Origin of the sequence: Methanomicrobium sp. W14, from assembly GCF_017875315.1 — an archaeon.
Lineage (GTDB): Archaea > Halobacteriota > Methanomicrobia > Methanomicrobiales > Methanomicrobiaceae > Methanomicrobium.
Genome location: NZ_JAGGMM010000003.1, coordinates 69136 through 83127 on the forward strand (window position 1 = coordinate 69136; position 13992 = coordinate 83127).

Consider the following 13992-nt stretch of genomic DNA (forward strand, 5'->3'; position numbering starts at 1 on the left):
ATAATTTACCTTTTAATTCTTATCCATAGTAAATTTGATCAAACCGTCTGCATTATATTTCCGGTATTCAGGATGTCCGGACTTACCATAGATTAATGAGTTGTCTTCAATGATGCCATTCCAGGTTGCAACTATACAATAATTTCTTGCCAACTCCTGAAGAAGCTTAAGCGGATCTATTTTTAATTCTGTATCAAAAAGAATTTCAGAATTGTCCAGAAGAATAACATCTTCTGACTCACAGTTTTGTTTTATAATGTCATAGAGAGTTTTTGATGCATTTAGCATTCTCTGCCGTTTTGACATATCAAGAAGAAGTTTTGATAATTCCAAATTAACATTAAGAATTGATGAACCTGTTTCCTGGCCGATTTTTCTTAAAAGATCTGTTTTTCCACTATCAGATGGTCCTATTATCAGTATTAATCGGTTATATTGGGTTCTGGACCTTTCAATTTCCTGAATAATTTTATTTTTCATAAATAAATTCACCATCTAATCAAAATCAACTATAAAAATTATGTATTGAAACATAATTGCCAGTACATAGTAGATTATGTGAATCTCTAATAAATAACCTGCAGTGAAATCCATAAATATTCACAACAATACCCTTATCATGGAAAAAGTCTGTGATATCTGCGGATTTAAAAACCTGGAAGATGCCTGTTTTTGTGGCGGATGCGGAGTTGATCTAAGGGAAAATGATGAATCTCCTAAATCTACGACTCAAAAGAAAAAAACAAGTCCTCCAAAGAAAGAGAAAGTAGATGATCAGGAGAATAATCAACAGGATAAAATTATAAAATGGTGTCAAATTTATTCAGCTATGACTTTTCATGAGCTGACGCTTCCGTTATTTCTGGCATTAATTATTCAATTTGTTAATGGAGATAAGTATCTAGGTTTTTGCAATTGTAGTGCATGTAATTCGGGATATAGGCAAATACAAACAGATTACATAAATCTAACTGAAAATAAAAATTTGAAATATAACAGTAGGGAAATTGTTAGCAGGTTTCATGATGATGATATCTCACAATTCTTTTTTGATTTATCAAAACTTTGTAAAAGTAAAAAACCACAAAAAGAAGATTATCAGGTAAATCAGTCGGAAAAAACTACAAAATTAAGTGATAAGATTTCAATTGATATTGATAAGATTGTACTTGAAAATCTATTGCTTAAAGTCCTCTCAAGTGAGAATGGACAGGAATTATTAAAGAAATCCCTGAAATAATCTTTAAAATGCTTTTTCTTCTGATTAATATTAAATTCCTTCATTAATGATAACAAACCAACAGGAAAAATTCATCCCATAACACACCAATCCCTAAAACAATGAGCTTTGATAATTATTTTAAAACAATATCTAAAATGAATAAATCTAATGCATGCCCGGATGAATGTGAATTCAAAAGGCTCTCTGCCATCCCTGCAGTCTGGGTTCCTCCGCCACAGAATAACCCTTTTATTGGAATGATAATATCCAGAGATCCAACCACAGCGTTTATTCCATACTACAATGATGCAAAATCAAAGAGCTTCTTATCGTGGAGGGAGGATCTTTTTAATTCAAATGCCATCCCTGATTGGATATATATGCGTATTGAATATTTCAACAGGAAATATATGGAAAATTTACTCTCAAATGATGAACTGGCGAATTTTAGGAAGGCCCTTTTTCAGTCCGTTTACTGGACACACCTCCATAAATGCTGTACAGAGAAACTTGCAAAGGTATCACCTAAATTTAATCCGAAAAACGCAGGATACTGTGCAGACTGGTGGCTACATTCAGAGATTGAATCGGCTGCTTCTGATAACATTCGGTTTATCATAACGCTTGGAAAAGATGTAGAGCGATGGTTTGAGAAGAGTGGTAATAGTATTCTTGAAAACAAAAGCATTCACCTGTATCATCTTCCTCATCCGTCTAGAGCGAATATGGCGTCATGGTCTCCCAAAGATGAACAGGCAAAAAGAATACTCAAAGAGAAAATAGAAAATCTTGTTTTTGAGTGTCAAAAAATTCAATAATGTCGCAGGAATAACGCGCCATCAGAATTCCCAATATTTAATCACAGATTCTATGACATGATTAAATTTATGCTGATTAGAATCCACAATGTAATTAAAATAACAATAAATTACTAATTATTTTGTAAAAGAGCTTTGAACCTTGCGTATTGATGCTGATATGGGGATTCGAACCCCAGTCGCAGGAGTGAGAGTCCTGCATGATTGGCCGGCTACACTATATCAGCAGAAAAGTGCCAGATTATATTTACAGGAAAAGGATTTAAACATAATTGTTTGGCATCACAAAAGAACTGAAAAAACCCGAAAAATTATCATGCCACAGTAAAAATCCAGATAAAAATACGGGACTACTCTTCTAAATACCGGATACAGGACTGGCTATTTCAAAACAGAACCAGAAACCGGAGACGAAATAAAAAAAATATTTTAGGGTTTTTTCTTTATACAAGGTGCAGGAGCGGATGGGTATCCACCTGGGGTTCGAGACCGAACTCCTTTCCGGCTTCAGCAAGAACGATATCAGAGAATGCAATAGCAGTCGCTGCCGCCTCACAGTTCTCGATAGGTCCGTACATAATCAGGTCGGCACCAAGAGTTGCCGCCATGATGTTGCATCCGATATCAGGTGAAGACCATGCAGCCTGCCTGATACCTTCAATTCCGCCGAAGTAGTGGTGGGACATCTGTTCAAGGAGAAGGTCCTTGCCTTCATACTGCTCGTAGAGTGTCTTCTTTCTCCAGCGCTTGAGCCATGGCCATGAAACGGTCATGTTGTGGTATGCACCGCCTGTTGGCAGACCGTGAATTGCTTTGCATGCAAGGATCTCACGGTATGCACCGCCTGAACCAAGACCAAGAGGTGTTGCTGCCGTATCCAGAATAATACGATTGATTCCACAATCCTCTGCAATTGAGATCATCGATTTTTCCTGTCCAGCAACGCCACCCTCAGTCAATACCTGCTCTCTTCCGCGAACCGTAGGGTCACCCGGGTTGAATGCGAGAACAATAGCCGCATCAACATCACTCTTCTTTAATGCCTCAATGTTTTCGGGCAGAATAGAGCCATTAATAGAATTGTAGATTGCACGATCCGCAAGACCTACCTCGGTAACATACTCACACGCATGTACAAGTGCGGCAGGGTTCGAGGAATCCATAAGGAACGCTGACTTGTTGTCTATAGAGTCAAACCACTGGAAGTAGCTCTCAAACGCTTCACCTGTCTCAGAGATGATCTGGCAAAAGTGTGGATTTCCAGTAATGTCTGAAAGTTCAAGACACCTGTTCCAGAGCGCCTCTGCTCTGTCCTTGTCAATTACGCCCTTCTCATCATCTATAACAGTCTCATGCTTGTTGTAGAAGATTGAAGCGCTAAGCACCCTCGGGTATTCCCCGGGCTGCCCACCAATCTTGGTACCGTTGAAATCATGTACCGTTTGCTCTTTTTCAAATTTGAACATATTTGTCACTCCTCCTTAAATCATTGCCATAAGTTTCGGGAGTAATACCAGCAACATCATGAATACAATAATGCCTGCTGTAAGACCGTAAAGAATACCGATATCACGGCCAATTTTACGTCCTGCACGCTGGGCAATTTCAGCATCTGCAAATTCAAGCTTCTTTTCGATTTCGTTGAGGCGTGCCTCAATCTCAAGGAACTGCGGATTTGCGGTTGCAACAACGGCGCCTCCGTCTGCATCTCCGGACTCTTTGACCTCAACTATCATCGGTTCAGCGTCAAAGGCTCCGGGATCACGGGCCGAGAGTTCATCGATTTTGGCTTTGATTGTACCAAGATCCTCGGTTTCCATGATATCAACCACTTCAACCTGATCCTGGAAACGCCCGATTGCATCTGCTGTAAGATTCTCAATGAATGGAATTGCACCCTGTGCCCCGACAATCTTTCCGCCCTCAACACCACCTGTGTGAAGGGCCTTTAAGCACTGACCGGAGAGGTGACCCTTTACCTCCGTTCCGCATGTGACAAGGAAACGGATGTTCGGGTTTGCGATAACATTTGCAACAATTTTCTCCAGACCGAGGTTTTCTGTTTTGCAGGAGCCGCACATGGCAGCGCCCGCATCACAAACGGCCTGTTCGTCAAGGTGTGAACCCATCGTAACGACAACAACAGAACTGTTGGTATCACCCGTGTGGTAGTCACCCTGTATTTTTGGCCATCCGGACGCCGGTGATTTCTTGTCGGCCATCTTCAGACGCCTCCCATCAGAAACACCGGTACAAGAACCAGAAGAAGCGACAGTATAAGACCTATAGCAAATCCTGTAATGCCTGCTCCCATTATGCCGGACTCAAGCTTGTTTGTCCTGGCCATAATCTGACCCTTGTAGCGCATATCCTCGATCATGTCATCAATTGCTGCCATCCTGATAATTGCCGGACCTGATTTCTCTTCATCTGACATTTATATCACCCCATTAGCATGAAGCCAAGTATGACAAAAGACACGATCAGACCGATCATGAGTCCTTCAACTTTTCCTGAGTATACACCTGCCGAGAAGCGGTCACGGTAGCCGATATCTGTAATCATCATCTGAATTGTCTTCATCCTTGCGTGGATAAGAGCAAGTTCAGCTGACATCGGCACTTCCTCGCCTTCCGACTCGCCGGCATCGTCGCCGCCTTCCTTAACCTCGACAACCATGGCGTCGCCCTCAAACGCACCCGGATCGCGGGCTGTGAGCTCATCGATTTTGGCTTTGATTGTGCCCAGATCCTCGGTCTCCATAATGTCGACCATTTCGATCTGGTCCTGGAAACGCTTGATTACTTCAGGTGTAAGATTTTCGATGAACGGAATTGCACCAGTTGCTCCGACAATCTTTCCGCCCTCAACACCGTTTGCATGAAGGGCTTTTAAGCACTGACCGGAGAGGTGACCCTTTACCTCCGTTCCGCATGTGACAAGAAAACGGATGTTCGGGTTTGCAACAACGTTTGCGACTATTTTTTCAAGACCCAGGTTTTCAGTCTTACAGGAACCGCACATTGCAGCGCCTGCATCACAGACTGCCTGTTCGTCAAGGTGTGAACCCATTGTTACAACGACAACAGGACTGTTGGCATCGCCCGCGTGGTAGTCACCCTGTATTTTTGGCCATCCTGAGGCCGGAGATTTTTTATCTGCCATTTACAACACCTCAAAGCAGCGCAAAGGCTATCAACCCCGCGACGATTAATCCGACAGCTATACCATACCACATTGCAGTGACGCTTCCCGCATATACAAGGGACTTCTCCCTGTGCGGAAACGATGAAAGGAAGCTTCCTTCGCCCGAGAGCATTCCGACGATATCATCGGTTATATTCTCAAGCTCTCCGACCTGATCGATAACGGGAGCCAGCGAAACTCCGGCTGTTGTGACAACACCGACCATCGGGTCTGCAACAAGACCGAATTCCGGAAGCACTTGAATGTATCCCATAATCAGGCCTCCTCCTTCTCAAGAATAGGCTTGGCATCAAGCCACATGTATGCATCACGCTTTGACATCTCAAGGTATTTGTAGTAAGTGTAGACCCATCCGATTACAGAAACAGCAAACGAAACGATTGCCGAGCCCATACCAATGAATGCAAATGATATGATTGAAACTGTAATCATGCTCAAAAATCCGCACTCTGCTGCAAGCATAAGTGTCCTGTCCTGGGATTCGTTAGGTCCGAGACATGCATTGAAAGCGTGCTGGACACCAATTGCTCCAAGCATGAAAATAGCTGCTATAACACCGCCGCCCAGAAGGGACGCCTGGTAGTTTGCAACTGTTATACCGAAGAATGCCACCTGACCGGATGCAAGGTCTGCAAAAACAAAGCTTCCTGTAGCCATCGCGGAGAGACCGAGAATTGTGACTGCTCCTACGATACAGAGCTCTGCAATCGATGAGACCATTACCGGAATGCTCATGTTTACTATATTATTTGCAATGTATCCGAGAATCGCCCCGAGAATCCCTGCAATTACCACACAGCCTATAGGGATTACAAGCGCTGAGGATATAATTCCCATTGAGCTGAGCTTTGTCGCAAAGATCATTGCAACGAGACCTGAACCAAGTGCAATCATACCTGCCGACGGAACACCTGTACCAAGACCATAGCTGCACAGGTGTTTGATTGTATCAGTACCCCACCACAGGGCGAATACCGCTGCAAGACCACCAAAGAACGAGAATACCTCGGTGCCGGTTAATGCGTTCAGGTACGTAAGATACATGCAGACTACTGCACCAACGAGGCCTATTGCCAGCACTTTGTTGTGCGACATCCCGCCTTCAGAAGCTGTAATTTGTACTGTCATATCTAAAACACCTCACACCACCAGCATAACGGCAAGCAGACCGCATACAGCGGATGCAATTGCACAGCCGATTACTGCCCTAGGGAATCTCTTAAACTTCGGGTCGTGCGGACCTTCGATAGTTCCTGTAATATTGTATGCTGCAATAACAGCGTTGACAAGGAAAAGACCTACTGCAAAAATGCCTGCAAGTCCTACCGCAAGAGGAACAATCTGGTCAATAGAGCCGCCCATTAACTGCGGAAGTGAAGCCTCGTAAACTCCGAGAAGCTCAAGGTAAATGAGAGTTCCTCCAAGACCGCCGAGAAGACCGCCTATTACACCGCCGACATATGAGACAAACGGAAGACCGTGTCCTTCTGTACCCTGTGACTTGTACGCTTCAAATGTATCGCCTGTAATAGGATCTTTTGCAACCTTTCCGGATGCTGCCGGAATACCCATTGCATAAACGTATACAACATTTACCATAAGACAGGTGATTGCCATCATGAGTGCACCGCCGATTGCTCCTCCTGCGAGAGCGACGCCAAAGCCGAGCTCTGCCGCCCAGGCTCCGCCGAAGAGACCGGCAAGACCTGCACCCGCTGCAAGCATTGTAACACCTGTAGCAATACCGGGTGACTGTCCCATAGCTGCCGGAGCTCCTCCGACAGGAACAAAGTGAACACCGAATCCTATCAGGACACCGCCTATAATAACGCCGATAAGCGCCATGAAAGCCATGCCCGGAGCAAGGAAGTACACCGCCGCAAGAGCGACAACAAGAATAACAAGACCCACAACAACTGCTACAGGTTTCATCCCCTGTCCTCCGCCTGAGCCTGATCCGAGAGCGGTCATGATGATACCTCCTCTTTCTTCTCTTCAGTGTACGGGCCGTATGTTCTGCGTGCCCATTTCTCTACCATTCTGTCAATTATCATGAAGATAAGAATCAGTACAATACCGGCGATTACTGCACCCCAGCCTGCTGCGAAACCTTCGAAGAAGATTGTACGCCACAGTTCAAGGAATACAATAAGACCGAAACAGACACCTGATGCGGGTCCACCCATCTTTGATGTGAACCATCCGTTGTCAAGTGAACTGCGCTGACCTGCCTCTGCATACCGGACGATGTTACCGGATGCCGAGATAGGTACACCAGCACCGAACTTCTGCGACTGGTACTGGCGCTCCTTTCCATAGAACGGGTTGCCTGTTGCAGAACCTGCTGCTCCGAGAGCAATACCCCATACCAGACCCAGAAGGGGGAGCGGGAAAGGATGTCTGAGTGCGTTTACCATAAGGAAACACATTGACACACATGTGAATATCGCAATAAACGCATGTGCCATGGTCACAGTCGTAACCGATTTGATTAAATCGATATAGACCGGCTGTCCGAATTTAGCCAGACTTGCAGTCCTGCCCAGATAAGCTGTGGTTGCATAAATACCCTGTACAAACACAGCGATAGCCGAACCTAAGACTATAGCAAGAACCGGATTGTAGTTAATCGCCATCAGCGCCCATGCAAGACCTGCTCCTAACGCACACCATAGTCCGTATGCTGGGGGTTCACCGGATATAGCTTTGCTGTAAATACGGTGAATATATCCCATTTGCGGGGCCAGCTGAACCTGTGAATTCGGGTCACCCTGTGATCCTATATCAGATTCAGTATCCTCCGCAGCACCGGACACAGTGGCAAGAGCGCCCGCAACAGCGCTTATACCGATGCCAAATAGTAACTCTTCCATTAAGGCATCCTCCTGTGTGCTACATGCACCAGAGATACACGTTTACACGAAACCCTTTTTGGATTCAAAATTAAGTCGTTTAGTAGTTTATTAAAGCTTTCGAAAGGATTGTCTTGAAAAAAAACGGATAAACTGCCCCAAATGGAAATTAATCATATTTACCCGCATTATTTTGAGATAAGAAAAAAAATATTGTATAGATCTTACCTTGCAGGTATGATCAGCGAGCGCTCTCCGGCAGGCATAAATTCGCGGATTGCTCCCTTTGCAAACTCACGGCGTGGCTCTGCAAAGTCGAATTTAAGTGACGGATCTGCGAAGGTTATCTTGACGAGCGGGTTGAAGCAGAATGCATCGCCGCGGCCGTAGTGGGCTGCACCGACGATAGCTGCATATTCTCCCTGGTGTCCTACGTTCATTGCGTAGTTCGGGTAGTTAGGTCCACGGAGTTCTCCCATCAGACCGCGGTCAGGCTCCATTGACAGGGAGTTTGCTGAACCACACTGGTCCTGGAGGTCGTATCCAAAGAATCCGAGACGTGACCATCCTTCCTTGTGCATAAGCATCGAAAGGTACCATCCGTTAAGACCTGCATTTGAGTTTCCTGTTGCAATGGACACTGAAAGACCACATGCTGCAGCCATGACACCGGCACGCTGTGAACCTCCGAAGTGGTCCTCCATCATTGTCGGGTACTGTTCATACTGCTCCATTGCATTGAGGTTGACCTCGGTTGCGATGTCGTTGACAACTTCCTGTGTCGGTTTGACAAGCTTTGCGGGGGACGGGTGAGTGTAGTCTACACCATATTTGTCTTTTATGTAGTCCATACCGTAGTATGTGAATTCATCGAGGATGTTATCAGTATATGCTGCTGTTGCATACTGGGTAAATCCGACACCACCTGACATGTACGAACCAAGCCAGATCTGATCGAAGAGCATTGTACCTGCACCGACAACCTCAAGGGATGCCTTTGCCGGGTCCTTCGGGTACTTGCGGTTTGCCTGTATGATATCCGAGAAGAGACCGAATTTAATTCCACCTGGCTCATTTGGTCCACGTGCACGACGTGCAGGAAGGTGGGATGCCATCTGGATAACACCGGCGTGCTTTGCTGCAAATGAAAGGTCTGCTACTGCTGCTTCACCGGCGCACATCCTGTATGCGGCGATAAAGGACATTCCTATCTGCATAGCTGACCATCTTGAGGTTGTACCTCCGTCGCATGTCCTTGAGACAATTGTCGGTATGTGGATTGCCTGGTACATCGACTTTCCGACCTGCTTTTTAAGGACTTCTGCCTGTTCTTCAGGGAAGAGCTTGTCGATGTTGAGCAGGAACTGCGGCTCGATGTCGTCTGCCATCTCGTCATCGCCTGTGAATACTTTGACGTAACAGTCATCGACAAGACCCGGGTGTGTCTCAACCATGTGCTCCTGGACTACAGCTGCACCTGGCATTGCGTGGTTTAATATGTGGAGGTACTCGTTGATTGTCTCAGGAGTAACTTCCTTTCCGAGACGCTTCTGGAGTGTTGCGTGTGCAAGGTCCATTCCCACGATGACAGTCCTTCTTATGTCATCCCAGAACTGCTGCATTGCAGCATTGTTTACGAAGTGTAAGTCATCACCCTCGACGAAGACGTCGGTTCCCGATACTTCGTAGGTCATGAGCTGTCTCTGACCCATTGGGATACCACCGAGGTGGCAGTGCTCAGGATCATACATGGAAATACCACGCTTCATCTCAATGCCTTTTGTTGCCGCCATGAATTCACGCTTACGGGGGGACTGGCGGACACCATTGAAGTGGTAGAATGTGGTCTTTACTGATTCGGGGTCTTCTCCCTGGAACTTCTCCTTAAGTGCATTGAGGAAAAGCTTCTGTGATCTCTCTATTTTTCCCATTTAAATCACTCCTCCTTTGGCATAAAGCCGTATTTTGTCCTGAGCGAATGAATGCGCTGGATGTATTCGACGTACTCTGCGTCATCACGGTAGGGTACACCTACAAGTGAGTGGAAGATTGTCGAGTGTGCCTTTACCCATTCCTCGTCCATCGGTTTTCCTACTTCAACCTCACGGTCGAGCGGCTCTCCGATCTGGTCCTTGACGTACCTTACAACACCGTCTTTTCCGAGAATACAGCGCTGGAGCATATCAAACATCATACCGTCTTCTGCAAGACGGAGTGAGTGCCCGTGCACTGTTGCACCACGGCAGGATACGAGAGCAGGGTCAAACATCTCGGTTTCAATGAGAAGCTTTGCGTACTGCTCAAGGTCACGCTCACGGCACTCTACAATCTGACGTCCGGAAAGTGTACCGGGGTCAATACCGCGGAAGCGGTACATCTCAGCGTATGTACGCTGGTATGGCTGGGATGGTGCGTTGAACATCGAATCTGCGAACTGAATGTAGCGGACACGGTCTCCTGCCTTTGCTCCTTCTGTTGGCTTTACAATTTTTCTGATTGGACAGTCGGGCTCCTGCTGTTCTGCAAGGGGCGGGTGTGCTGTCGGGTATGCTGAACCCGGTGCACGGTGGCCGAGTATAAGCACAACATCTTCGTCTGTTACATCACGAACTTTTTCAAGCTGATGCGCCGGGTCCATCTGTTTACGCCTGTTTTCGGCGACAATAGATGTTCCTGGCCCATACTGTGGTTTGTATGCCATTTTCATTTCACCTTAATTATTGTTTCATAACCTTCATTACAGCCGAAATAACTTCTGCCAGTTTGTCTCTCGGGGGTGTCTGCCCGCGGGTAACCCCGCTTATTATGGCGACGACTCTTCCCTTCGTGCGTATATTCTCTTCTGCAGGAAGAACAAAGGCGGTCTTTACGCCAACCTTTGCAAGGTCTTCATAGTCTATTGGGGCCTGCGATACCACTATTGCATCAATGTCGCAGACAGAAAGTATCTTGCGGACTTTTTCAACAACATGGGAACGTACGTTCCCGTGATGAAGAATAGCCACTTTATGCTGCTCGATCTGTGCTCTTTCCTTGTCGCTTAAGCCAAAGTAGGCTCCGAGAACGGAACCGGCTATCTTTGGCGCATCGTCTGGAACACCGCTTCCAGCGTTCAGAACAAGAGTACTTACGGAGAACTCTATTCCTTCTCTCCGAAGCCCTGAAGTGATATCGCATACAGGTTTTGTCACATGTCGTCTCCCTGGAGACATGCCTACAACTATGACATCGGGATGGCGACACTCTGATATTGTGCCACGCTGGGCGAGGCCGCCGCCTTTTCCCATGCCCATGCTTTCACGGCAGTCTACAACCTGGGTTACTCGACCAAGCGGCATTTTATTTTCTACCCTGTATTATTACCGGACCATCTTTTTTTCTCGGATCGACAAGGCCGATTACTGATTCGTCGGCTTCAGGCCCGTACTTGCAGTAATCTACAAGTGTCGGGGAAGTCTTCATGAACTTTCCTTCCTGAACCTGGCACAGTATGTTATGGTCTTTAAAAAAATCCGTGCTTACTCCACGAATTTCTTCAATGACGGTCTTGTCTTCAACTTCGAATATTACCATTCCGACCTGAACCCGCAAATCAACTTCGGAAGTGCCTACAGATATAGCCTTCCTGTTGGAATTGGGGTTAGGTTTCCCTCTTGCCGGGCCGTAAGGCACCACAGCAGGTAGTGATGGTCCGTTGATCATCATCCTGCGTATTCCCGGCACCTTTACTACCTCGTTGAGATATTTTTCAGCAGTCTCCGGAGACAGCATGCGTAGCGGGACTGCCCTGCACTGGGGGTACTGGCTTTGTGTCATTCCAATCTGTATTTATCTTATTCAGACGCTCTTTGCAATATGCTGAATTGGCTTGTTGAACTCAGGGATCTGACCGTAGGTCTGGCCCATTACTGCTGATGTGCCTTCCGGAGTAAACATCTGTGTTCCTGCATCCAGTGCACATGCTGCAACTACACACGGAATAGCACAGCCGTTTGCGTGGCGTGTTACTACGTGGTTACCGTTGAAGATACCTGGACCGCCGCCACCGTAGATTGAGTGGCTGAAGAATGAGAAACCGACAGCTGTTCCCATCACACGACCGAAGTCTGTTGACGGAAGACCTGTCTCGTGCTCAAGAAGATCGTTGAAGTAAAGAAGTGTTGATGATACAGCCTGTGCGAAACGTCCTGCACCACAGTTGACCATGGTTGCAGCCATTGTTCCTGCTGCCGCATATGCGTTCCACATCATCGGGTCCTTTGTGTCGTAGAACTGGAAGTAGCCGCCCTTCTTTCCGGGGACTATTACCTTGTCCTCAATTGCCCTCTCAACAAGGGACTGGAGTACTGTACCTACTGTTCCTGTCTGGCCGTTTGCCTTTACAAGATCATATACAAGGTTGTTTGCGTTGAGACCCTGGTATGCGTACTGGAGAAGCAGGTGGCGCTCGAACGGGCCGATTGCACCGCCCATCTCAAACTCACCGGCTGTCTCAAGTGTTGCTGCAAGGGCTGCACCCTGCATTGCATTCCTTCCTGTCATCATGACATAGTGGTTTACACCGATGTTACGCAGAGCGTATCCGAGACCCTCGTTGTTCTGTGGGTTCGAGAGAATGGATGTTACAAGTGCGCCTTCCATGTCCATCGTGTGCGGGTAGCCGCCGAAGGTTGTCGCTTTGACAGTTGATGCATTGAACATGTCAATGTCGAACTGGTCAACGATTGCGTATGTTGTCGCAGCCGCAACTGCTGTAATTGCCGCATCATATGTGGAAGCTGCCTTGATACGTGCTTCAGGCACTTCAACCAGAAGAAGCTGTCCGCCCTTGTACTCGTTGACGACAGTTTCGCCGCCCATTACGTCGACCATTTCCTTGATCTTTGCGATAATTGCATCCTTGTTCTGCATTATCGGAAGGTCAAGCTCACGGCCCATGATTACACCGTTTTTACCAAGTTTGCCGGATTTGAGATTTGCTTCAATACCGCCAAGGTTTACTGCGACGCTTCTCTTTGTAAGGTCGATAAGCTTAAGTGTTGCCGGGTTGACAAGCGGGCTTACCTTCTCGAGAGAAACGTTGCTTTTCAGAACTTTTCCGTCGTCTGAATAAAGATCGATTGTGTCGGAATATTTTGCCATATTTTTCCTCCTATACCCATTATGTGCAATGCCTTTCGTTTACTGAACACTGGACAGCAGATGCTGACGAACACTATGGTAATCACTACTGCACGTCCCCGCATGGGACAATCGTACATTATAATGGAATCAGAATATAAGCGTTCCTAATATGAAACAATATAATTGGATAAAAATAGTTCGTGAATAAGGATTAATTTCAAATATAAAATACGATTATTTAGTTTTTTTATGTTATGTGTTACCATGCATAATTTAAAGTATTACTCTTTATGACAAAAATAGTGAGTACAGGGATACCGGGCTGTGCGCCTTTACTGCCCCCTGTAAAATTAAGGTCATTCTAAAGGTAATTTTTTTTTAAGCCTTCTTTTAGAATTTTTCAGGACTGCAGATTTTCAGATACCGGGAGCATTTTAAGGCCCTTTAAACATGTTAATTATCCGACCCGCCCGCAAAAATTATTTAACCAGTATTTTTAGGGTGACGGAAGTCCGTTTTCAAATCATTCATACAGCAGGTTTTGGCATTAATTTTGGTATTAAAGAGGGAGTATTTTTTTAATTTTTTTATTTTATTGCCGGAATATAGTTATCTTTGAAAATCACAGCAAAAAAGCGCATTAAAAATCCGGCTGATATCATTAATCAGGAAATAATTTCTCTGAAGGGCACATTTGTCTGAAGCGCCCCTAAAAAAGGTGAGAGTGAATAAAATCAGACAGTGCTTTAAAATACGGTCTTTTCTGAAC

Annotated in this window: 16 protein-coding genes and 1 tRNA gene; 2 read left to right on the forward strand and 15 right to left on the reverse strand. The window is 45.8% G+C overall.

The features are described 5' to 3' along the window. Positions 1-12 precede the first annotated feature (12 nt). Positions 13-480, reverse strand: coding sequence for a BREX-3 system P-loop-containing protein BrxF (brxF, locus tag J2128_RS09605; protein WP_209691008.1), 468 nt, complete (start codon positions 478-480; stop codon positions 13-15). Positions 481-583: 103 nt separating this feature from the next. Between brxF and J2128_RS09610 the strand changes: the two genes are divergently transcribed. Continuing rightward, positions 584-1240 (forward strand): hypothetical protein, encoded by a 657-nt coding sequence (locus tag J2128_RS09610; protein WP_209691010.1) that lies wholly within the window; start codon positions 584-586, stop codon positions 1238-1240. A gap of 101 nt (positions 1241-1341) precedes the next feature. After that, positions 1342-2040 (forward strand): uracil-DNA glycosylase family protein, encoded by a 699-nt coding sequence (locus tag J2128_RS09615; RefSeq protein ID WP_209691011.1) that lies wholly within the window; start codon positions 1342-1344, stop codon positions 2038-2040. A 153-nt stretch (positions 2041-2193) separates the two neighbouring features. Here the strand turns inward: J2128_RS09615 and J2128_RS09620 are convergent. The 14 genes from J2128_RS09620 to mcrB all read right to left on the reverse strand — a co-directional run bounded on the left by J2128_RS09620 (position 2194) and on the right by mcrB (position 13241). Beyond that, positions 2194-2267: transfer RNA gene (locus J2128_RS09620), tRNA-Glu, on the reverse strand. A gap of 216 nt (positions 2268-2483) precedes the next feature. Next, positions 2484-3506 (reverse strand): tetrahydromethanopterin S-methyltransferase subunit H, encoded by a 1023-nt coding sequence (gene mtrH / locus J2128_RS09625; protein ID WP_209691013.1) that lies wholly within the window; start codon positions 3504-3506, stop codon positions 2484-2486. A 15-nt stretch (positions 3507-3521) separates the two neighbouring features. Then, positions 3522-4262 (reverse strand): tetrahydromethanopterin S-methyltransferase subunit A, encoded by a 741-nt coding sequence (mtrA, locus tag J2128_RS09630; RefSeq protein ID WP_209691015.1) that lies wholly within the window; start codon positions 4260-4262, stop codon positions 3522-3524. A 2-nt stretch (positions 4263-4264) separates the two neighbouring features. After that, positions 4265-4477 (reverse strand): tetrahydromethanopterin S-methyltransferase subunit F, encoded by a 213-nt coding sequence (locus J2128_RS09635; RefSeq protein WP_209691017.1) that lies wholly within the window; start codon positions 4475-4477, stop codon positions 4265-4267. 5 nt (positions 4478-4482) lie between these two features. Further along, positions 4483-5205, reverse strand: a complete 723-nt coding sequence (gene mtrA / locus J2128_RS09640) for a tetrahydromethanopterin S-methyltransferase subunit A (protein ID WP_209691018.1) — start codon at positions 5203-5205, stop codon at positions 4483-4485. Between the two features lie 10 nt (positions 5206-5215). Further along, positions 5216-5500, reverse strand: a complete 285-nt coding sequence (mtrB, locus tag J2128_RS09645; protein WP_209691020.1) for a tetrahydromethanopterin S-methyltransferase subunit MtrB — start codon at positions 5498-5500, stop codon at positions 5216-5218. Positions 5501-5502: 2 nt separating this feature from the next. Continuing rightward, positions 5503-6375 carry a tetrahydromethanopterin S-methyltransferase subunit MtrC gene (mtrC, locus tag J2128_RS09650; protein WP_209691022.1) on the reverse strand — a complete coding sequence of 291 codons (873 nt, stop codon included), beginning with the start codon at positions 6373-6375 and terminating at the stop codon, positions 5503-5505. A gap of 12 nt (positions 6376-6387) precedes the next feature. Then, entirely contained in the window at positions 6388-7218 is an 831-nt protein-coding gene (gene mtrD / locus J2128_RS09655) for a tetrahydromethanopterin S-methyltransferase subunit D (RefSeq protein WP_209691024.1), read from the reverse strand. Further along, the gene (gene mtrE, locus J2128_RS09660; RefSeq protein WP_209691026.1) at positions 7215-8120 is read right to left on the reverse strand and encodes a tetrahydromethanopterin S-methyltransferase subunit E; all 906 of its coding nucleotides are present in this window, start codon (positions 8118-8120) and stop codon (positions 7215-7217) included. Before mtrE ends, mtrD begins: the two co-directional genes overlap by 4 nt. A gap of 203 nt (positions 8121-8323) precedes the next feature. After that, positions 8324-10030, reverse strand: coding sequence for a coenzyme-B sulfoethylthiotransferase subunit alpha (mcrA, locus tag J2128_RS09665; RefSeq protein WP_209691029.1), 1707 nt, complete (start codon positions 10028-10030; stop codon positions 8324-8326). Positions 10031-10035: 5 nt separating this feature from the next. Then, a complete protein-coding gene (mcrG, locus tag J2128_RS09670) occupies positions 10036-10800 on the reverse strand; it encodes a coenzyme-B sulfoethylthiotransferase subunit gamma (RefSeq protein ID WP_209691031.1) in 765 nt (254 codons plus the stop codon). Positions 10801-10816: 16 nt separating this feature from the next. Then, positions 10817-11437: a methyl-coenzyme M reductase I operon protein C gene (mcrC, locus tag J2128_RS09675; protein WP_209691033.1), complete on the reverse strand. Its 621-nt coding sequence runs from the start codon at positions 11435-11437 to the stop codon at positions 10817-10819. A gap of 1 nt (position 11438) precedes the next feature. Then, the gene (gene mcrD, locus J2128_RS09680; RefSeq protein ID WP_209691036.1) at positions 11439-11915 is read right to left on the reverse strand and encodes a methyl-coenzyme M reductase operon protein D; all 477 of its coding nucleotides are present in this window, start codon (positions 11913-11915) and stop codon (positions 11439-11441) included. A gap of 21 nt (positions 11916-11936) precedes the next feature. Beyond that, a complete protein-coding gene (gene mcrB, locus J2128_RS09685) occupies positions 11937-13241 on the reverse strand; it encodes a coenzyme-B sulfoethylthiotransferase subunit beta (RefSeq protein ID WP_209691038.1) in 1305 nt (434 codons plus the stop codon). Between the last annotated feature and the right edge of the window lie 751 nt (positions 13242-13992).